Annotated in this window: 16 protein-coding genes; 15 read left to right on the plus strand and 1 reads right to left on the minus strand. The window is 74.7% G+C overall.

Annotated features, from left to right (window positions below):
• Window positions 1-43: 43 nt before the first annotated feature.
• Window positions 44-925 carry a phosphotransferase gene (locus ACI784_RS11580; protein ID WP_457013587.1) on the plus strand — a complete coding sequence of 294 codons (882 nt, stop codon included), beginning with the start codon at window positions 44-46 and terminating at the stop codon, window positions 923-925.
• A gap of 88 nt (window positions 926-1,013) precedes the next feature.
• On the opposite strand, the gene ACI784_RS11585 is transcribed toward ACI784_RS11580, so the two are convergent.
• Window positions 1,014-1,469 carry a metallopeptidase family protein gene (locus ACI784_RS11585; RefSeq protein WP_456923852.1) on the minus strand — a complete coding sequence of 152 codons (456 nt, stop codon included), beginning with the start codon at window positions 1,467-1,469 and terminating at the stop codon, window positions 1,014-1,016.
• Window positions 1,470-1,614: 145 nt separating this feature from the next.
• On the opposite strand from ACI784_RS11585, the gene ACI784_RS11590 reads away from it, so the two are divergent.
• From ACI784_RS11590 to ahcY, 14 genes are all read left to right on the plus strand, one after another.
• Window positions 1,615-2,016, plus strand: coding sequence for a DUF3499 domain-containing protein (locus ACI784_RS11590; RefSeq protein WP_280173874.1), 402 nt, complete (start codon window positions 1,615-1,617; stop codon window positions 2,014-2,016).
• A gap of 80 nt (window positions 2,017-2,096) precedes the next feature.
• On the plus strand, window positions 2,097-3,461 hold the full coding sequence (locus ACI784_RS11595) for a phosphomannomutase/phosphoglucomutase (RefSeq protein WP_456923851.1): 1,365 nt from the start codon (window positions 2,097-2,099) through the stop codon (window positions 3,459-3,461).
• Window positions 3,462-3,516: 55 nt separating this feature from the next.
• Entirely contained in the window at window positions 3,517-3,723 is a 207-nt protein-coding gene (locus ACI784_RS11600) for a Trm112 family protein (RefSeq protein ID WP_456923850.1), read from the plus strand.
• Window positions 3,720-4,865 (plus strand): SIS domain-containing protein, encoded by a 1,146-nt coding sequence (locus tag ACI784_RS11605; protein ID WP_456923849.1) that lies wholly within the window; start codon window positions 3,720-3,722, stop codon window positions 4,863-4,865. Before ACI784_RS11600 ends, ACI784_RS11605 begins: the two co-directional genes overlap by 4 nt.
• A 106-nt stretch (window positions 4,866-4,971) precedes the next feature.
• On the plus strand, window positions 4,972-5,910 hold the full coding sequence (locus ACI784_RS11610; protein ID WP_456923848.1) for a DUF808 domain-containing protein: 939 nt from the start codon (window positions 4,972-4,974) through the stop codon (window positions 5,908-5,910).
• A 63-nt stretch (window positions 5,911-5,973) separates the two neighbouring features.
• Window positions 5,974-7,716, plus strand: coding sequence for a glycerol-3-phosphate dehydrogenase/oxidase (locus ACI784_RS11615; protein ID WP_457013588.1), 1,743 nt, complete (start codon window positions 5,974-5,976; stop codon window positions 7,714-7,716).
• A gap of 190 nt (window positions 7,717-7,906) precedes the next feature.
• Entirely contained in the window at window positions 7,907-9,082 is a 1,176-nt protein-coding gene (gene manA / locus ACI784_RS11620; protein ID WP_457013589.1) for a mannose-6-phosphate isomerase, class I, read from the plus strand.
• A gap of 71 nt (window positions 9,083-9,153) precedes the next feature.
• Window positions 9,154-10,353 (plus strand): glycosyltransferase family 2 protein, encoded by a 1,200-nt coding sequence (locus tag ACI784_RS11625; RefSeq protein WP_456923845.1) that lies wholly within the window; start codon window positions 9,154-9,156, stop codon window positions 10,351-10,353.
• Window positions 10,344-10,766 carry a GtrA family protein gene (locus ACI784_RS11630; protein ID WP_457013590.1) on the plus strand — a complete coding sequence of 141 codons (423 nt, stop codon included), beginning with the start codon at window positions 10,344-10,346 and terminating at the stop codon, window positions 10,764-10,766. The genes ACI784_RS11625 and ACI784_RS11630 overlap by 10 nt, the downstream gene beginning before the upstream one ends.
• A complete protein-coding gene (locus ACI784_RS11635; protein WP_457013591.1) occupies window positions 10,763-13,012 on the plus strand; it encodes a hypothetical protein in 2,250 nt (749 codons plus the stop codon). Before ACI784_RS11630 ends, ACI784_RS11635 begins: the two co-directional genes overlap by 4 nt.
• A gap of 153 nt (window positions 13,013-13,165) precedes the next feature.
• Window positions 13,166-15,037 (plus strand): glycosyltransferase, encoded by a 1,872-nt coding sequence (locus tag ACI784_RS11640; protein WP_457013592.1) that lies wholly within the window; start codon window positions 13,166-13,168, stop codon window positions 15,035-15,037.
• A 170-nt stretch (window positions 15,038-15,207) separates the two neighbouring features.
• The gene (locus tag ACI784_RS11645) at window positions 15,208-15,954 is read left to right on the plus strand and encodes a class I SAM-dependent methyltransferase (protein WP_457013593.1); all 747 of its coding nucleotides are present in this window, start codon (window positions 15,208-15,210) and stop codon (window positions 15,952-15,954) included.
• A 75-nt stretch (window positions 15,955-16,029) separates the two neighbouring features.
• On the plus strand, window positions 16,030-16,917 hold the full coding sequence (locus ACI784_RS11650) for a GmrSD restriction endonuclease domain-containing protein (protein ID WP_457013594.1): 888 nt from the start codon (window positions 16,030-16,032) through the stop codon (window positions 16,915-16,917).
• Between the two features lie 142 nt (window positions 16,918-17,059).
• Window positions 17,060-18,544 carry an adenosylhomocysteinase gene (gene ahcY, locus ACI784_RS11655; RefSeq protein ID WP_456923839.1) on the plus strand — a complete coding sequence of 495 codons (1,485 nt, stop codon included), beginning with the start codon at window positions 17,060-17,062 and terminating at the stop codon, window positions 18,542-18,544.
• The last annotated feature ends 48 nt before the right edge of the window (window positions 18,545-18,592 follow it).

An 18,592-nucleotide genomic window follows, 5' to 3' on the forward strand; every position in this document is an offset into this window, starting at 1 on the left:
CGGACTGCGTGCGGGGTCGGTGGCGGGCTGGGAGGCTCCTGGGGTGACCAGCAACGGGGGAGTGGCAGAGGGTGCGGCGCGGGAACGGGTGGGCGCGCTGCTGACCGAGCTCGGCGTCGAGCAGCCGCTCACCGGGGTCACCGATCTGTCCGCGTCGCTGGGCGTGGTCCAGGGCGTCCTCGCCGACCGGGTGGTCGACCTCGCGGTCACCGAGAGCGGACGACGGCGGTTGCGGGCGGAGCTGCGGGGCCGGCGCTGGGCGGAGGAGCGGCAGATCGGCGTCCCGGAGGTGCTGGCCGCCGCCGACGACGGGCGGTGGCTGCTGTCCCGCCGCGTGCACCCCGTGCCCGGCGGCGGGCCCCGCTGGACGGAGGCCGCCGTGGATGCCGCCATGCGCATCGCGCCGCTGCCCGCGCCCCCGGGCAGTCCCTGGCACCCGCCTGCCCCGCCGACCCTGCGCCGGGCCCGCGCCTCGGTCGGCTCCACCGGGCGGCTGGTGCGCGGGGGCGTCCGGCTGGGCGAGCTCCGGGCGGTCCGGGCGGCGGCCGCCCAGCTGCCCCTGTCGGAGGTGACCCACGGGGACCTCCGCGCCGCCAACGCCGTCCTCGACGACGCCGGCCGCATGGTGGTGCTGGAGTGGACCGGCGTCCGCTCGGGGCCGCGGCACCGCGACCTGCTGACCCTGTGGGCCAGCACGCCGGACGAGGAGGACCGCGCCGGGATCGCCCGGGTCGTGCTCGACCGCACGGCCGGCTGGGAGGAGCCCGACGTCGGCCTGCTCTGGCACGCCGTCGCCCTCGAGCAGCTCGCCGACCGGCTCACCCGCGCCGACCGCGGCGACGGCCTGGACCTCGCCTTCTGCCGGGCGCGGCTGGTCGACGCGCGCGGCATCGCGGCGGAGCTGGGCAGTCCCGTGGTGACGTGAGGGAACGGCCCCCTGCAGGGGCCCGTCGCCGGCCCCGTCCCGAGGCTCGCCCCGAGCCCGCGAGGGGTGAGGAGGACGGGGTCCTTCTTCAGCTCGTGGGGTCGATCTCCTCCGGGTCGCGCCCCAGCAGCACCGCCACCTGGTCCACGACGACGTCGCGCACGAGGTCGGCGAGGTCGTCGCGGTCGTGTGCGCGCAGCTCCAGCGGCCGCCGGTAGACGACGATTCGTGGCGGCACCTCGCGGCCTCCCTCCCGGTGGGCCGGCAGCACGCGGGCCAGCGGGACGCTGCCGTCCTCCAGGACGTCGGCGTCGAGCACCACCTCGTCGGGGCTGGTGTGCTCCACCCACGGGACGTCCTCGACGGCGAACTCGACGCCGGCCAGTTCCTTCTCCCACCGCCGCTCGAGGTCCTCGACCGCGTCGAGCACGAGGTCGTCGAACTGCTCGCCGCGGCTGCGGGCCAACGGCACCCCGTCGGGGACCAGCCGCCCGCGCAGCCCGCGGCCGTGCCGGTCGCGGCGGGAACGGGCGGGTCGGCTCATGGCGAGTGCGAGCGTACGGCCGGGGTGCCCCGCGCCGCCGATCGCGCCCGTGCGGACCCGCCGCGGCGTCCTGGAGGGGTCCACGGGACCGTCGTGGAGGATGGGACTGCTGCTGTCGTCACGGGCGCAATTCGCGGTGTGCCTGATGCCAACGACCCGGGTACGCGTCTACTGTGCGGTGCGTGAGGAACCGGTGGTGAGGCAGTCACGTCGCTGCTCGCGCAGCGGCTGCGCGCAACCGGCGGCAGCGACTCTGACCTACGTGTACGCGGAGTCGACCGCTGTCGTCGGCCCGTTGGCGACGTTCTCGGAGCCACACAGCTACGACCTCTGCGAGTTCCACGCCGAGCGGCTGACCGTCCCGCGCGGCTGGGAGGTCGTCCGGCACGAGATCGACGTCGAGGACTCCGGCCCGACCGGCGACGACCTTCTCGCCCTGGCCGACGCCGTCCGCGAGGCGGCCCGGCCCGAGCCACCGCGCAACCCCGCCGACGACGGCAGCGGCACCCGCCGCGGCCACCTGCGGGTCCTCCCCGACATCACCTGAAGCCCTCCCCGGCCCCGTCCAGAGGCTCACGCCGAGCCTGCGAGGCGTGAGGAGGACGGGGTCCTTATAGTGTCCCGGTCGTGCGCGACCTCTCCTCGATCATCAAGGCCTACGACGTCCGGGGCCTGGTCCCCGGGGAGTGGGACGAGACCGTCGCCCGCCGCATCGGCGCCGCGTTCGCCGAGCTCATGGCGCAGGAGAGCGGCGCGACCGCTGTCGTCACCGCCCACGACATGCGCGACTCCTCGGTGCCCCTGTCGCGGGCCTTCGCCGAGGGCGTGCTCAGCCGCGGTGTCGACGTCGTCGAGGCCGGGTTGGGCTCCACCGACCTGCTGTACTTCGCCTCCGGCTCCCTCGGCGTCCCGGGGGCGATGTTCACCGCCAGCCACAACCCGGCGCAGTACAACGGCATCAAGCTCTGCCGGGCCGGCGCCGCGCCCGTGGGGCAGGACTCGGGGCTGGCCACGATCCGGGAGTGGGCCGAGCGGGACGCCTACGACCGCGTCCCGGAGCGGACCGCCGCCATCGCCCAGCGCGACCTGCTCGCCGGGTACGCCGCCCACCTGCGCACGCTGGTCGACCTCACGCAGATCCGGCCGCTGCGCGTCGTCGTCGACGCCGGCAACGGCATGGGCGGCCACACGGTGCCCGTCGTCCTGGCCGACCTGCCGCTGACCGTGCTGCCGATGTACTTCGAGCTCGACGGCAGCTTTCCCAACCACGAGGCCAACCCGCTGGACCCGGCCAACCTCGTCGACCTGCAGGCCGAGGTGCGCCGCACCGGCGCCGACCTCGGGCTCGCCTTCGACGGCGACGCCGACCGGGTGTTCGTGATCGACGAGCGCGGCGAGCCGGTGAGCCCCTCGGCGATCACGGCGCTGGTCGCGGTGCGCGAGCTGGCCAAGGGGCACGGGACGACGATCATCCACAACCTGATCACCTCGCGGGCGGTGCCGGAGATCGTGCGCGAGCACGGTGGCGAGCCGGTGCGCACCCGCGTCGGGCACTCGTTCATCAAGGCCGAGATGGCCCGCACGGACGCCGTCTTCGGTGGCGAGCACTCCGCGCACTACTACTTCCGTGATTTCTGGCGGGCCGACACGGGCATGCTCGCGGCCATGCACGTGCTGGCCGCGCTGGGGGAGCAGAGCCGGCCGCTGTCGGAGCTGACCGCGGGCTACAGCCGCTACGCCGCGTCGGGCGAGGTCAACTCCACCGTCGCCGACGCGGCGGGCAGCGCGAGGGCGGTCCGCGAGGCCTTCGAGGGCGAGGACGGCGCGACCGTCGACGACCTCGACGGGCTGACCGTCACCCTGGCCGACGGCTCGTGGTTCAACCTGCGGGCGAGCAACACCGAACCCCTGCTGCGGCTCAACGTCGAGGCGCCCGACGCGGCGCGGATGACCGAGCTCCGAGACCGAGTGCTGGAGATGGTGCGCGCATGACCACACCCCACGACGACGTTCCGCTGGCGCTCCACGTCGACGCGGAGGGCCCGGCGTGACGTCCCCGACCGGCCCGCTGGGTCTCGACCCCGCCCTGCTGGAGATCCTCGCCTGCCCCGACACCCACCACAGCCCGCTGACGGTGGACGAGGCGGCCGGTGAGCTGCTGTGCACGACGTGCGACCGGGCCTTCCCCGTCCGCGACGGCATCCCGGTGCTGCTGCTCGACGAGGCCCGGCACCGCGGGGAGCGCCCGGCGTGATCTCGCCGGAGCTCGCCGAGGAGGTCTTCGACGACCTCGACGTGCTGCGCGCCCGCGACCCGCGGGGCCTGCTGCCGGCCGTGGCGGGGGCCGGGGCGCAGGTCCGGGAGACCGCCCGGCTGACCGAGGAGGCCGGCCTGGAGCGGGTCACCGCCGGGGGGCGCCCCCGCGGCCTGGTGATCGTCGCCCGGCGCGAGGGCGCGGTCGCCGCGTCGGTGCTGCGCGCACTCCTCGGTCCGGCCAGCCCGGTCACCGTGGACGTCGTCCCCGGGCCGGACCTGCCGGTGTGGACCGGCCCCAGCGACATCGCCGTCGTCGCCACCCGCACCGGAGCCGGCCGGTACGCGGTGACCCCGGCCTACGAGGCCGCGCGCCGCGGGGTGACCCTGCTGGGCATCGGCGCCGACGACGCCCCGCTGCGCGCGGCCTGCTCGACCGCCCGCGCGCCCTACGTGCCGCTCCCGCGGTCCCGGGTGCGGCACACCACGCTGTGGTCGCTGCTCACGCCGCTGCTCAAGCTGGCGGTCGACCTGGAGCTGCTGTCGCCCGGGTTGGCCGACCTCGAGTCGATCGCGGCGACCCTCGACGAGGTGGCCGGCGAGTGCGGGCCGGCGCAGGAGTCCTTCGTCAACCCGGCGAAGACCCTGGCCCTGGAGCTGCTCGACGCGCTCCCGGTGATCGCCGCCGAGGGGCCGCTGGCCGGCACCGCCGCCATCCGGATCGCCGACCAGCTGGCCACCCTCGCCGGCCTGCCGGCGACCACCTTCCGCATGCCCGACCAGCGGGTGGCCGCGTGCTCGGTGCTCCGCGGCCCGCTGGCACCGGAGGCCGGCGCCGACGACTTCTTCCGCGACCGCGCCGAGGACACCGGCCGCCGGCTGCGGCTGCTGACCATCCGCGACACCGACGCCGGGGAGCACGACGGCGCGGGTGAGCGTGAGCCCCGGTCGGCGCGGGAGGCGCTGCAGGAGGCGCTGCGCACCGCGGCGACGTCCAACGTGCCCGTGAGTGGACTGGCCGAGCACGGGGAACCGGAGCGGTACGGCCGGCTACCCCGGCTGGCGCGGCAGCTGGCCGTGGCCGACTTCACCGCCGTCTACCTGGCGCTGGCACTGGACACCGAGAGGGGAGCGGCCTCGTGAACTCCCCGGTTCCCGGCGTCCCCGTCGACGAGCGCGCCCCCACCCGGGCGTGAGATCCCCATGACCGAGACAGCACGCCGGTGCTGACCGACCGGAAGGACCTCCCGTGGCGGGTGGACTCGTAGCCCTGTTCGACGACGTCGCGACGCTGGCGCGCGCCGCCGCGGCATCCGTCGACGACATCGGTGCCGCTGCCGGCAAGGCCAGCGCGAAGGCCGCCGGCGTCGTGGTCGACGACACCGCGGTCACCCCTCAGTACGTGCACGGCCTGGCCGCCGAGCGCGAGATCCCGATCATCAAGCGCATCGCCATGGGGTCGCTGCGCAACAAGCTGCTCATCCTGCTGCCCGCGGTGCTGCTGCTCAGCCAGTTCCTCCCGTGGCTGCTCACGCCGATCCTCATGGTCGGCGGCGCCTACCTGTCCTACGAGGGCGCGGAGAAGGTCTGGCACAAGCTGCGCGGCCACGGCGACGCCCACGGTGCGGAGGAGGCGGGGCCGCCGGACGAGGACACCATCGTGTCCGGGGCCGTGCGGACCGACTTCATCCTGTCCGCGGAGATCATGGTGATCTCGCTGAACGAGGTGGTCGACGAGGGCTTCTGGGCCCGGGCGGTCATCCTCGCGGTCGTCGCGATCGGCATCACGCTCCTCGTGTACGGCGTCGTCGGCCTCATCGTGAAGATGGACGACGTCGGCCTGAACCTGTCGCAGCGCTCCTCGAAGGCGGTGTCCCGGCTGGGCCACGGCATGGTGAAGGCGATGCCGAAGCTGCTCGCCGTCATCACCGTGGTCGGCACGGCCGCGATGCTGTGGGTCGGCGGGCACATCCTGCTGGTCGGCACCGACGAGCTGGGGCTGCACCTCCTCTACGGGACGGTGCACCACTGGGAGGAGGCGGTCCACGAGGCCGCCGGCGCTGTCGGGGGCGTCCTCGGCTGGCTGGTCAACACGCTCGCCAGCGCCCTCTTCGGCCTCCTCGTCGGTGGTCTGATCGTGGCGGTCATGAGCCTGTTCCACCGGCGCAAGGCCGGGGCGGCCCACTGAGCCCGCCAGGGGAGTGATCCAGGTCGCACCCCGCCCGGGTGGCAGCCGGAGCAGAGTGGGGGCATGAGCCGCACGCACCTCTCGCCGGAGCGGCGGCGCGCCGACCGGGCGCTGCTGGCCGACGAGGTGGTGGACGTGCTCGTCGTCGGCGGGGGCGTGACCGGGGCCGGCGCCGCCCTGGACGCCGCCAGCCGGGGGCTGTCGGTCGGGCTGCTGGAGGCGCGGGACTGGGCGGCGGGCACCTCCAGCCGCTCCAGCAAGCTCGTCCACGGCGGCCTGCGCTACCTCGAGCAGCTGGCCTTCCCGCTGGTGCGCGAGGCGCTGCACGAGCGCACCCGGCTGGTGCAGACGATCGCCCCGCACCTGGTCCGGCCGCTGCCGTTCCTGCTCCCGCTCACCGCTCCGGCCTGGCAGCGCGCCTACTACGGGGCGGGCGTGGCGCTGTACGACGTCCTCAGCAGCGCACTGGACGCCGAGCGTGTCGTCCCGGTCCACCGGCACCTGTCCCGCCGGGCGACCCTGGCCGCCTTCCCGGCGCTGCGCCCCGACGCGGTGGTCGGCGCCATCCGCTACTGGGACGCCCAGGTGGACGACGCCCGGCACACCCTCGCCGTCGTGCGGACGGCGGCCGGCTACGGCGCCCGCGTGCTCTCCAGTGCCCGCGTGACCGGGCTGCTGCGGGACGGCGAGGGCAGCAGTGCCCCGGTGGTCGGCGTGCGGGTGTCCGACCTGACCGACGGGTCGTCGTTCCCGGTGCGGGCGCGCAGCGTCGTGGCCGCCACCGGCGTCTGGAGCGACGACGTCGGCGCGATGCTCGGCACCACCGCGCCCAGCCTGCGGGTCCGAGCCTCCAAGGGCGTGCACCTGGTCGTGCCCCGGTCGGCGATCGACGTCGGGGACGTCCCGGACGGCGAGCGGACCGGGCTGATCCTGCGGACGCCGACGAGCGTGCTGTTCGTGATCCCGTGGGGTGAGCAGTGGATCATCGGCACCACCGACACCCCGTGGAAGCTCGACCGCGACCACCCGGCGGCCAGCAGCGCCGACATCGCCTACCTGCTCGACCAGGTCAACCGGGTGCTGGCCAAGCCGGTCACCGTCGACCAGGTCGTCGGGGTCTACGCCGGGCTGCGGCCGCTGCTGGCGGGGGAGGCCGACCAGACCAGCCGGCTGTCCCGCGAGCACGCCGTCGTCACGCCCGTCCCCGGGCTGGTGCTGGTCGCCGGTGGCAAGTACACGACCTACCGGGTGATGGCGGCCGACGCCGTCGACGCCGCCACCGCCGGGCTGCCCGGCGTCCCCCCGTCGCGGACCGCGCACCTGCCACTGGTGGGCGCGCACGGCTGGGACGCCGTCCGGCACCGCGCCGCGGAGCTGGCCGCCGCGTCCGGCCTGCCCGAGGACGCCGTCGACCGGCTGCTGCACCGCCACGGCGACCAGGTGACCGAGGTGCTGGACCTGGTCCGCGCCGACCCGGCGCTGGGACTTCCCCTGCCCGGGGCGCCCGCGCACCTGGCCGCCGAGGTCGTGCACGCGGTCACCGCCGAGGGGGCGCTGCACCTGGACGACGTCCTCACCCGGCGCACGCGGGTGTCGATCACCACGCCGCACCGCGGCACCGAGTCCGCGCCGGCGGTGGCGGAGCTGATGGCCGGGCCGCTGGGGTGGGACGCCGAGCGCGTAGCGCGCGAGGTCGCGCACTACGCAGCGCGGGTGGAGGCCGAGCGGGAGTCGCAGCGGATGCCCGACGACCGCACCGCGGACGCCGCGCGGCTGGGCGCACCGGACGTGCGGTCCGCCGTCTGAGACAGCTGTTCCCCGAGGGGCACCGCAGGGAGCGCTGCGAGCGAGGAGCGGACCGGGGCCTGCGGGGGACGGACCGGTGGCGGCCGACCGACTCACCCCGACGGGGCAGGCGGAGGGGGGTGCACTCCATCCGGTACGTGGGCGTTCCGACATCCCTGCTGTGCTCGAGTCGCCAGTAGCCTCCTCCGTGATGTGGCAGCTCACCAGTGCGGTCCGCTTCTACCCGTGGGGCAGCCGGACCGTCATCCCGGAGCTCCTCGGGGAGCCCACCCCCGCGCAGCTGCCGCACGCCGAGCTCTGGATGGGCGCGCACCCCGACCAGCCGAGCGTGCTGGCCGACGGCCGGCCGCTGGACCGGGCCATCGCCGAGGAGCCGGAGCGGCTGCTCGGTGCGCCCGTGGTCGAGCGGTTCGGGCCGCGCCTGCCCTTCCTCATGAAGGTGCTCGCCGCCGACGCGCCGCTGTCGCTGCAGGCGCACCCCACCATGGAGCAGGCCGCGGCGGGGTTCGCCGCCGAGGAGGCCGCCGGGGTGCCGCACGACGACCCCACGCGGACGTTCAAGGACCCGTGGCACAAGCCCGAGCTGCTGCTGGCCCTGACCACCTTCGAGGCCCTGTGCGGCTTCCGGCCGGTCGAGGAGTCGCTGCACTGCCTGGCCAAGCTCCAGCTGCCGGAGCTCAAGCCGACGATCGCCGCGCTGGCCCGCGGCGGGCTGCGCGGGGCCATCCCGCAGCTGCTGGCGCTGTCCGGCCGGCGCCGGACCTCGCTCGTCCAGGCCGTCGCCGAGGCCGCGGCCCGCTTCGTGGCCGCGCACGACCCGGAGTTCATCAACACCTACCGCTGGGCCGCGACGCTGGCCGAGGCCTACCCGGGTGACCCGGGAGTCGTCATCTCGCTGATGTGCAACCACCTCAAGCTGGCGCCGGGGGAGGCGGTCTTCCTGCCTGCCGGCAACCTGCACGCCTACCTCAGCGGGGCCGGCGTGGAGGTCATGGCCAGCTCCGACAACGTCCTGCGCGGCGGCCTGACCGCCAAGCACGTGGACCTGGCGGCGCTGATCGAGGTGCTCGACTTCAGCGACGGGCGCGTGCCGGTCATCCACCCCGTCCTCGGTCCGGGTGGACTGCGCTACCCGGTGCCCGTGCAGGACTTCGACCTCACCCACGTCCAGCTCGACGAGCAGGCCGGCGTCCTCACCACCCGCGGGCCGCAGGTGCTGCTGTGCACCGACGGGCGCGCCGTCCTGGCCGCGGCCGACGGCGAGCTGGTGCTGGATAAGGGGCAGTCGGCGTTCGTCCCCGCCGGTGAGCCGGTCACCGCCCGCGGGCCGGCCGTCCTGTACCGCACCACCACCCAGCTGCGCTGACCCCGCGGCGCCGGAGACCGCCGCGCAGCAGTCGCCTGCGCACCGGCTCCCGTTCCGGGAGGATGGCGGGCATGTTGCTGTCCGTCGTCGTGCCGTGCCACAACGAGGAGCGCGTGCTCCCGGAACTGGTGGACCAGGTCCGCGCGGCGGTGCAGCCGACCGGCGTCGAGCTGGAGATCGTGCTCGTGGACGACGGCAGCCGGGACCGCACCGTCGAGGTGCTCCGGCAGCTCAGCGTCGCGGACCCCCGGGTGCGGTACGTCTCGCTGAGCCGGAACTTCGGCAAGGAGTCGGCGATGCTCGCCGGCCTGGCCTACGCCCGCGGCGACGCGGTCGTGATCATGGACGCCGACCTGCAGCACCCCCCGCGACTGATCGTGGACATGCTCGAGCTGCACCACCAGGGCCACGACCAGGTGGTGGCCCGCCGGACCCGGGACGGCGACGCGCTCGGCCGCACCCTGCTCTCGCGGACGTACTACCGGCTGGTGAACGCCCTCGTCGAGGTGCGCATCGAGGACGGCGTCGGGGACTTCCGGCTGCTCAGTCGCCGCGCGGTGGACGCGCTGCTGCAACTGGGCGAGTACAACCGCTTCTCCAAGGGCCTGTTCGCCTGGATCGGGTTCCCGACCGCCACGATCGACTACCGCAACGAGTCCCGGTACGGCGGCGACGCCAGCCGCTGGACGCTGCGCCGGCTGCTCAACTACGGCATCGATGGGGTGATGTCGTTCAACAACGCCCCGCTGCGGCTGGCGATCTACGTGGGTCTCGTCGTCACCGCGCTGGCGTTCGGCTACACCGCGTTCCTCGTGGTCGCGGCCATCGTCGACGGCGTCACCGTGCCCGGGTACATCACCCTGGTGGCCGCGGTCATCGGCCTCGGTGGGCTGCAACTGCTCTTCCTCGGGGTGATCGGGGAGTACGTCGGCCGCATCTACTACGAGTCCAAGCAGCGGCCGCACTTCCTCGTCGCCGAGTCCAGCGACGACCACGCGCCGACGGTCACCCCGCGGCGGACCCGGGCACCGGCGCGCAGCACGGTCGTGGTCGGGAACTACGTCGCCACGGACGGCGTCAACGAGGCCGTCCCCGTCCACCCCGGCCCCGTGCGGGCCCCCGGCGCGCAGGCCCCGCAGACGGCGGAGACCGGATCCGCGCACGTCACGCGGCGGATCCCGCGGGGGAGCGGCACGCGGGCCGCGGCGTCGCGTCCGGCCGGCGACGCGGGGACGAGCCCCGTCCCGGGCGACGCCGCACCGTGGCCGTGATCCCGGCCCGGCTGCGTCCCGTCGCCCGGTTCGCCGTCGTCGGCGTCGTCAACACCGGGGTCTACTACGGCAGCTACCTCCTGCTGCGCACCGTCGTGCACTACCTGGCGGCGCACCTGTGCGCGATCGCGGTGGCGATGGTCGTGTCGTTCTTCCTCAACTGCTACTGGACCTTCCACACCCGGCCGACCTGGCGGAAGTTCGCGCTGTTCCCGCTGACCAACGCGACGAACTACGTGATGACGACGGTGGGGGTCGTGGTCCTGGTCGAGTGGTTCGGGATGGGCGAGCGCATCGCCCCCCTGGTGGCCGCGGCCGCCGCGATCCCGGTCACCTACCTGCTGTCCCGCAGGGTGCTGTCCGGCCGGCCGGAGGTGCCCGTCGGCGCGGCGCCGCGAGAGGTGGGCAGGTGACGGCGCGCACCCACGAGCACCCCGCCCCCGCCGCGGCACCCGAGGTGGCCGCCGACGCCGGCGACCACCCCGCGCCGCGGCGGCGCCGCCGGCTGCCCGAGTGGCTGGTCACCCTCGGCGTCGGGGCGCTGGTGTGGGCCCTGGGCGTCATCCCCCAGTGGCGGGGCGACTTCTTCTACTACGTGGGCGACCAGCACGAGCAGTTCGCGCCGCTGTGGCACCTGTTCGGCCGGCAGCTGCGCGCCGGGCAGTGGCCGGCCATGGACCCGGCCGGGTGGGTGGGCGGCAACTACGCCGCCGAGGCGCTGACCGGCATCTGGAACCCGGTCAACCTGGCGAACTTCGTGCTGGTCTCCACGTTCGACAACCTGTCGCTCGCCGCGTTCGTCGTCATGGTGGAGTTCCTCGGGCTGCTGGCCATGGGCGTGTTCCTGCTGGCCCGCGGCTACGGTGCGGCCCGCTGGCCGGCCGCCGTCGTCGCGACCGCACTCCCGGTGGCCGGCTTCACCCTCTGGTACGAGGCGTCGGGCTGGCCGGCCGGGCTCTTCGCCGTCACCTGGGTCACGCACTTCTGGTGGTCCGCGCACCGGGTCACCCGCGGCCGGCTCACCCCGCTGGTCCCCTTCGTCTTCGGCTTCCTGGCGGTCACCACGGGCAACCCCTACGGGCCGCTCGGGCTGGCGGTCGTGGTGGCGGCGCTCGGCGTCGAGCTGCTGCTGCGCCGGCGGTGGGCCCGGCTGGTCCACCTGGCCGTGCTCGGCGCCTGTGTCGGGGTGGTCGCCCTCCAGGTCTTCCTGCCGCTGCTGGGGGCCAACGCGGTGTCCTCGCGGGAGCAGCTGGCCGAGGTCGTCAACGACACGTTCCTCGTGCCCGACCTCGGCGACCTGCTGGCGGCCAGCTCGCCGACCTACCTGCCGTCGATCACCAACTGGAACGGCGCCCTGCTGGAGAGCCTGCCCTCCACCTACCTCGCCTGGTTCGTCCTGCCCCTGCTGCCGTGGCTGCGCTGGGACCGGCTGCGCCGCCGGGCGCGCTCGCTGGTCAGCGTGTTCGTCGTGGGCGGCTGGTACCTGCTGGCCACGCTGGGCCCCTCCAACCTCTGGCTGTTCCGGTGGCCGGTCCGCCTGGTCGAGTACCTGTGGCTGCCGGTGGCGGTGCTGTTCGCCGTCGTCCTCTCCGCCGGCCTGGCCACGACCGCGGTGCGCACCCGGGCGGTGGTCAGCGCGGCCGTCGTCGCCGCCGGGTACTACCTGGCCTGGGCGGTGCAGCCGGCCGACCTCGGCAGCGTCCACCTCGGGGGGCTGCTGCTCGTCGCCGGGCTGACCGCGCTGGCCGTCCTGGCCGGTCGCCGTCGCGGCCTGCCGGCCCTCGGCGCGGTGGTGGTCGCCGGCACCGCGTGCGTCCTCACCCTCCAGACCAGCGTGTTCCCGGCCCGCCCGGAGGGCGCCCCGCCGCCGGCCCAGCCGGCCTACGACCTGCCGTCGGTGGCCGAGGGCACGTCGACCTACGAGGGCACCGTGCTGCAGCTGGCCGCCCTCGCCGGCGTCGGCACCGAGCAGATGCGCGACGGCGAGATCCTCTTCGGCAACCTGCCGCGGGCGACCGGCGTGTCGACCGTGACCAGCTACAGCGGCATCGGGTTCCGCGAGTTCACCGCCGAGCTGTGCATGGACTACCGCGGGGCGACCTGCCCGGAGGCGTTCGACCGCGTCTGGCAGCCGGCCGGCCCGGGCTACGACGTCCCGCTGGTCGACGCGATGCAGGTGTCGACCCTGGTCGTGCAGCGGTCGCTGCGGCCGGACGTCGCCGCGCTCGAGCCGCCGCCGGGCTGGCGGGTGGCCCTCGAGACGCCGGTGCGGGTCGTCTGGGTGCGCGACCGGCCCGTGGACGACGAGGGCCGGGTGTCCTGGGCGTCGCCCGGCACCGCCGTCCTCGCCGACTCCGCCACCGCCCGGCGCGAGGAGGTCCGCTACCGCGCCACGGAGCCGGGCCGCCTGCTGTTCGCGCGCCTGACCTGGCCCGGGTACACCGCGACCGTCGACGGCCGGCCGGTCGAGGTGGTCGACGGCCCGGCCGGCCTGCTGGCGGTCGAGGTGCCGGCGGGGGAGCACTCCCTCGTGCTGGAGTACCGGGCACCCGGGCTGCGCGCCGGCGCCCTCGCCGCCGCGGCCGCCGCCCTGGTGGTGCTCGTGCAGTCCGGCGTCTGGTGGTGGGGCCGGCGCCGCCGCCGTCGAACCGCTGCGTGACCGATCGGAGACGCAGCGCCACACCCGACCGGCACGGCAGCGTGCCGCGCTGCTAACTGCCTGGGTAGACGGCCGATCCCAGGCCGAGTACCGACCACCCCGGTTACGGTCGGGCGCAGCTCATCACCGGCTCGACGGGAGTACCCGCTTCTCATGGTCCTTTCGACCCCGACCACCGCGCCCCAGACGCGTGCACCCGCCGCGACCCCGGTGGGCGAACGGCTGCTGGTGCAGCGCACCCTCTTCGCCGGGCTCTTCCCCGAGGCGCCCGCGGACCTCTACAGCATCGCGGCCGAGGGTGCGGCGGTGCGCGAGCGTGACCGCGTCGTCCTCGACCCGCACGCCGTCGTCTCGACCAACACCTACTTCGGCCGGTTCCCCGCCTCCTACTGGCAGCGCTGGACCTCCGCCGACCAGGTCCGGGTCACCCTGGTCGCCAGCGGCACCGGGGTGGTCCGCGTCATGGCCTCCGACAGCCGGGGGGTCGCGCGCACGGTGGCCACCGCACGGGTGAGCGACGCGGACGCCGAGCACCTGCGCCTCACCGCGGCGATCGACCGGTTCGTCGACGGCGGCGCCCTGTGGCTGGAGTTCGAGACCGCCGCCGCCCCGCTCACCGTCACCCAGGTGCGCTGGACGGTGCCCGCGGTCCGGCGCCGCCGTGCCACGGCCGTGGTCATCTGCACCTACAACCGGGCCGACGACTGCATCGCCACCCTGCAGACCCTCGCCTCGGACGTCGAGGTCGCCTCGGGGCTGAGCGCGGTCTACGTCATCGACCAGGGCACCGACACCGTCGACTCGCGGGCGGCGTTCCCGCAGCTGCAGGAGGCCTTCGGGCCGGTCCTGCGCTACGTGCGCCAGCCCAACCTGGGCGGCGCGGGCGGCTTCACCCGGGGCATCTACGAGGCGGTCCGCAACGAGACCGTCGACCGGGTCAACCTGCTGCTGATGGACGACGACATCCGGCTGGAGCCGGACACCGCCGTGCGCCTCACCGGCCTCGCCGACGCCGCCGCCAAGCCGATCCTCGTCGGCGGCCAGATGCTCAACCTGTTCCACCCCGAGCGGCTGCACGTCGGCGCCGAGTCCGCCGACCTGGACATCCTGCGGGCGGGCCTGCCCGTGCCCGACGCGCTGACCAACGCCGACGTCACCAAGGAGAAGCAGGAGGTCCGGGTCGACGCGGCGTACAACGCCTGGTGGACCTGCCTGATCCCCTCCGAGGTGGTCTCGGCGGTCGGCTACCCGCTGCCGGTCTTCTTCCAGTGGGACGACATCGAGTTCGGCCTGCGGGCCCGGGCCGCCGGCTTCCCGACCGTGACGCTGCCGGGGGCCGGCGTGTGGCACGCCGACTTCGCGTGGAAGAACTGGGACGACTGGTCGCGGTACTTCAGCTTCCGCAACTCGCTGATCACCAGCGCCCTGCACGGGGAGTTCGACCGTGGGCGCATCGTCGAGCACCTGGCCCGCCAGCTGGCCAACTACCTGGTCTCGATGCGCTACGGACTGGCGGTGCTCATGCTCAAGGCGGTCGAGGACTTCCTGCGCGGCCCGGAGGTCCTCGCCGACGGCGGCGCGGGGGTGTCCCGCGAGATCCGCGCGCTGTGGTCGGCCCACCCCGAGACGAAGAACCACCCCGCCTCGGCGGTGCCCGGCGTGGACGCCGACGCGATCGAGCGCACCGTGGCCGGGGGGACCCCGTCGATGCCGAAGTCCGTGCTGGCCAAGCGTGTCCTCTGGCAGCTGCTGGGCAAGGCGAAGGGCAAGGCCGCGATCAGCGACGCCGACGCCCACTGGTGGCACGTGTCGCTGTTCGAGACCGCCGTGGTGACCGACCCCTCGCAGGAGGGCGTCCGGGTACGCCGCTACGACCGGCAGCTGATGCGCGACCTGAGCCGGCGCGGGGCGGCCGTGCTGTGGCGGCTGTCCCGGGAGGGCGACCAGGCCCGGGACCGGTGGCGGGCCGGCGTCCCGGAGCTGACCTCCCGCGCGACGTGGGGCCGGCTGTTCGACAGCCCGTAGCCGCGACGGAGCCGGGGCGGCGCGGGCCGGGGAACCGCTAGGTTCCCCGGAGGTCCGGCGCCGGCCCGGGGCGGCCGCCGGGAGGACGAGGCGGTCGCATGGCGCGAGGACGACGAGGGCAGGGGCGGGGCAGGGTCGCAGCGGCGGCCCGACGGTGGCTGGTGCGGACGGTGGTCGCACCCGCCGAGGCGCGGCTGGCGCGGGTGGTCCGCGACGTCGTCGCCGCCGAGGTCGACCGCGCGATCGGCGCGGTCCACGAGGTGGAGTTCCGCTCCCGCCGCGACCTGCTGGCGGCCGGGGAGCGGGACGCGGCCGTGGGCTCGGCGCGGTTCGCCGCGCGGGCGATGCCGACGGCCCGCGCCTTCCACGACCGGGAGAGCACCCTCGAGTACGGGGTGCAGATCGCGCCGCGGGGCGGGCTGGCCCTGGAGTTCGGCGTCTTCGAGGGGCGGTCCCTGGAGGTCATCGCCCGTGAACGCGGGCGCCGCGACGTCTTCGGGTTCGACTCCTTCAAGGGCCTGCCCGAGGACTACCGGCCGCACGTCCGGGCGGGCGCCTTCGCCGTGGGCGGGCTGCCGGACGTCGACGGCGCCGAGCTGGTGGTGGGCTGGTTCGACGACACCCTCCCCGGATTCCTGGCCGACCACCCCGGCACGGTCGACTTCGTGCACGTCGACGGGGACCTCTACTCCTCGGCGGTGACGGTGCTGGACCAGGTCGGGCCCCGGCTGGCCGCCGGATCGGTGCTGGTCTTCGACGAGTTCTTCAACTTCCCCGGCTGGGAGCAGCACGAGTTCCGGGCCTGGGAGGAGTGGCTGGACCGCACCGGCGCGCAGGTCGAGTACGAGGCCTACACGTCCAACAACGAGCAGGTCGTCGTCCGCATCACCGACCCGGGCCGGCCGACGCCGGGGTGAGCCGGGGCGTGGCGCCCCGGGAGCGACGGGACGGCGGCCTAGCGTCGTCCCGTCGCTTCCGCACCGGGGAGGCCCGTGACCGCCCGCACCACCGCTCTCCCGCGCCGGCGCCGCGCCGGCGTGCGGTCGACCCTGGCCGCGCTCGCGCTCGCCGGGGCCCTCAGCGCTTGCGAGCCGCTCGCCGAGGACGCCGGCGGGCCGCCCACCGGCGTCCTCTCCGACGCCGCCGCGCAGGAGGCGATCGACACCGCACCGCCCGGCTCGGCGCTGGCGGTCCTCGGGGACCTGGCGGTGAAGGGGCGCGCGCCGAGCACCGGGTACGAGCGCGACCGCTTCGGCGACGGCTGGGTCGACGTCGACCGCAACGGCTGCGACACCCGCAACGACGTGCTGGCCCGCGACCTGACCGGCGAGACGACGCGCAACTGCGTCGTCCTCACCGGCACCCTCGCCGACCCCTACTCCGGGCGCACCATCGAGTTCCGGCGCGGCCAGGACACCAGCGACGACGTGCAGATCGACCACGTCGTCGCCCTGTCCGACGCCTGGCAGAAGGGCGCCCAGGGCTGGGATCCCGCCCGCCGCACCGCCTTCGCCAACGACCCGCTGAACCTGCTCGCCGTCGACGGCCCGCTGAACATGCAGAAGGGGGACGGCGACGCCGCGACCTGGCTGCCGCCCGACCGGTCCTACCGCTGCGCCTACGTGGCCCGGCAGGTCGCGGTGAAGTCCGGGTACGGGCTGTGGGTGACCCGCGCCGAGCGCAACGCCGCGGCCACCGTGCTGTCGGACTGCCCCGCGGAGCCACTGCCCGGTGGCGATCCGGCGGCGACGTCCCCGGCCGAGGTCGGCTACGCCGACTGCGGCGCCGTCCGGGCCGCCGGCGCCGCGCCCATCCGCCGGGGCGAGCCGGGCTGGCGGGACGCCTTCGACGGGGACGGGGACGGCGTCGGCTGCGAGTGAGCTCCGCGGCGTCGTCCGCGTACGCTGGACGACGGCACGAGCCCCGCCGAAGCCTCGGCATGCTCGCTCTCCCCGCCGTGCGCGGGGATCGCAGCGAACACGCATGGCCTGGCCGGGTGGCCGGGCCGGAACCTGGAGCGACATGACTGCCTCGACCGGCACCCGCGTCCTGAACGACGGCGACTTCAAGGTCGCCGACCTCTCCCTCGCCGGCTTCGGCCGCAAGGAGATCACCCTCGCCGAGCACGAGATGCCCGGCCTGATGGCGCTGCGCGCCGAGTACGGCGAGGCCCAGCCCCTGGCCGGCGCCCGCATCGCCGGCTCGCTGCACATGACCGTGCAGACCGCCGTCCTCATCGAGACGCTCACCGCGCTGGGCGCGGACGTCCGCTGGGTCAGCTGCAACATCTTCTCCACCCAGGACCACGCAGCCGCCGCGATCGTCGTCGGCGACGGCACCCCCGAGGAGCCCGCCGGCGTCCCGGTGTTCGCCTGGAAGGGCGAGACGCTGGAGGAGTACTGGTGGTGCACGCAGCGGCTGTTCGAGTTCCGGAACGAGGCCGGGGACGTCGTCGGCCCGAACATGCTCCTGGACGACGGCGGCGACGCGACCCTGCTCGTGCACCTGGGCACCCGCTTCGAGGCCGACGGGGCCGTCCCGGACACGACCGAGGCCGACTCCGAGGAGTACGGCGTCATCCTCGACGTCCTGCGCGGCACCCTCGCCGCCGACGGGCAGTACTGGACCCGCATCGGCCAGGGCATCGCCGGCGTCACCGAGGAGACCACCACCGGCGTCATGCGCCTGTACGAGCTGGCCCGCGACGGCCGGCTGCTGTTCCCGGCGATCAACGTCAACGACTCGGTCACCAAGAGCAAGTTCGACAACCTCTACGGCTGCCGGCACTCCCTGATCGACGGCATCAACCGCGCCACCGACGTGATGATCGGCGGCAAGGTCGCCGTCGTCTGCGGCTACGGGGACGTCGGCAAGGGCTGCGCGGAGTCGCTGCGCGGCCAGGGCGCGCGGGTGATCGTCACCGAGATCGACCCGATCTGCGCGCTGCAGGCGGCGATGCACGGCTACGAGGTGACCACCCTCGAGGAGGTCATCGGCAAGGCCGACATCATCATCACCGCCACCGGCAACAAGGACATCATCACCGCCGAGCTGCTCGGGCAGACCAAGCACCAGGCGATCGTCGGCAACATCGGCCACTTCGACAACGAGATCGACATGGCCGGCCTGGCCCGCACGCCCGGCATCACCCGGACGACGATCAAGCCGCAGGTCGACGAGTGGCGGTTCGCCGACGGCCACACGATCATCGTGCTCTCCGAGGGGCGCCTGCTGAACCTGGGGAACGCCACCGGCCACCCCAGCTTCGTCATGAGCGCCTCCTTCTCCAACCAGGTGCTGGCCCAGATCGAGCTGTGGACCAACCGGGCCGCCTACGAGGGCCAGGCGCCCGGCGTGACCGTGCTGCCCAAGAAGCTCGACGAGCACGTGGCGCGGCTGCACCTCGACGCGCTCGGGGTGAAGCTGACCGAGCTGACCAAGGTGCAGGCCGACTACATCGGCGTGTCGGTGGAGGGCCCCTTCAAGTCGGACCACTACCGGTACTGAGAGGACCCCTGCCCCCGCCCCTCGCCGGCTCGCGGCGGGGCCGTGCAG

It is taken from the genome of Geodermatophilus sp. SYSU D01186 (assembly GCF_054050215.1).

Bases quoted from the DNA above. Each gene is read 5' to 3' on its own strand.
- ACI784_RS11640 (WP_457013592.1), top strand. From the start codon at position 13,166: ATGGTCCTTTCGACCCCGACCACCGCGCCCCAGACGCGTGCACCCGCC.
- ACI784_RS11625 (WP_456923845.1), top strand. From the start codon at position 9,154: ATGTTGCTGTCCGTCGTCGTGCCGTGCCACAACGAGGAGCGCGTGCTC.
- manA (WP_457013589.1), top strand. From the start codon at position 7,907: ATGTGGCAGCTCACCAGTGCGGTCCGCTTCTACCCGTGGGGCAGCCGG.
- ACI784_RS11590 (WP_280173874.1), top strand. From the start codon at position 1,615: ATGCCAACGACCCGGGTACGCGTCTACTGTGCGGTGCGTGAGGAACCG.
- ACI784_RS11585 (WP_456923852.1), bottom strand. From the start codon at position 1,469: ATGAGCCGACCCGCCCGTTCCCGCCGCGACCGGCACGGCCGCGGGCTG.
- ahcY (WP_456923839.1), top strand. From the start codon at position 17,060: ATGACTGCCTCGACCGGCACCCGCGTCCTGAACGACGGCGACTTCAAG.
- ACI784_RS11615 (WP_457013588.1), top strand. From the start codon at position 5,974: ATGAGCCGCACGCACCTCTCGCCGGAGCGGCGGCGCGCCGACCGGGCG.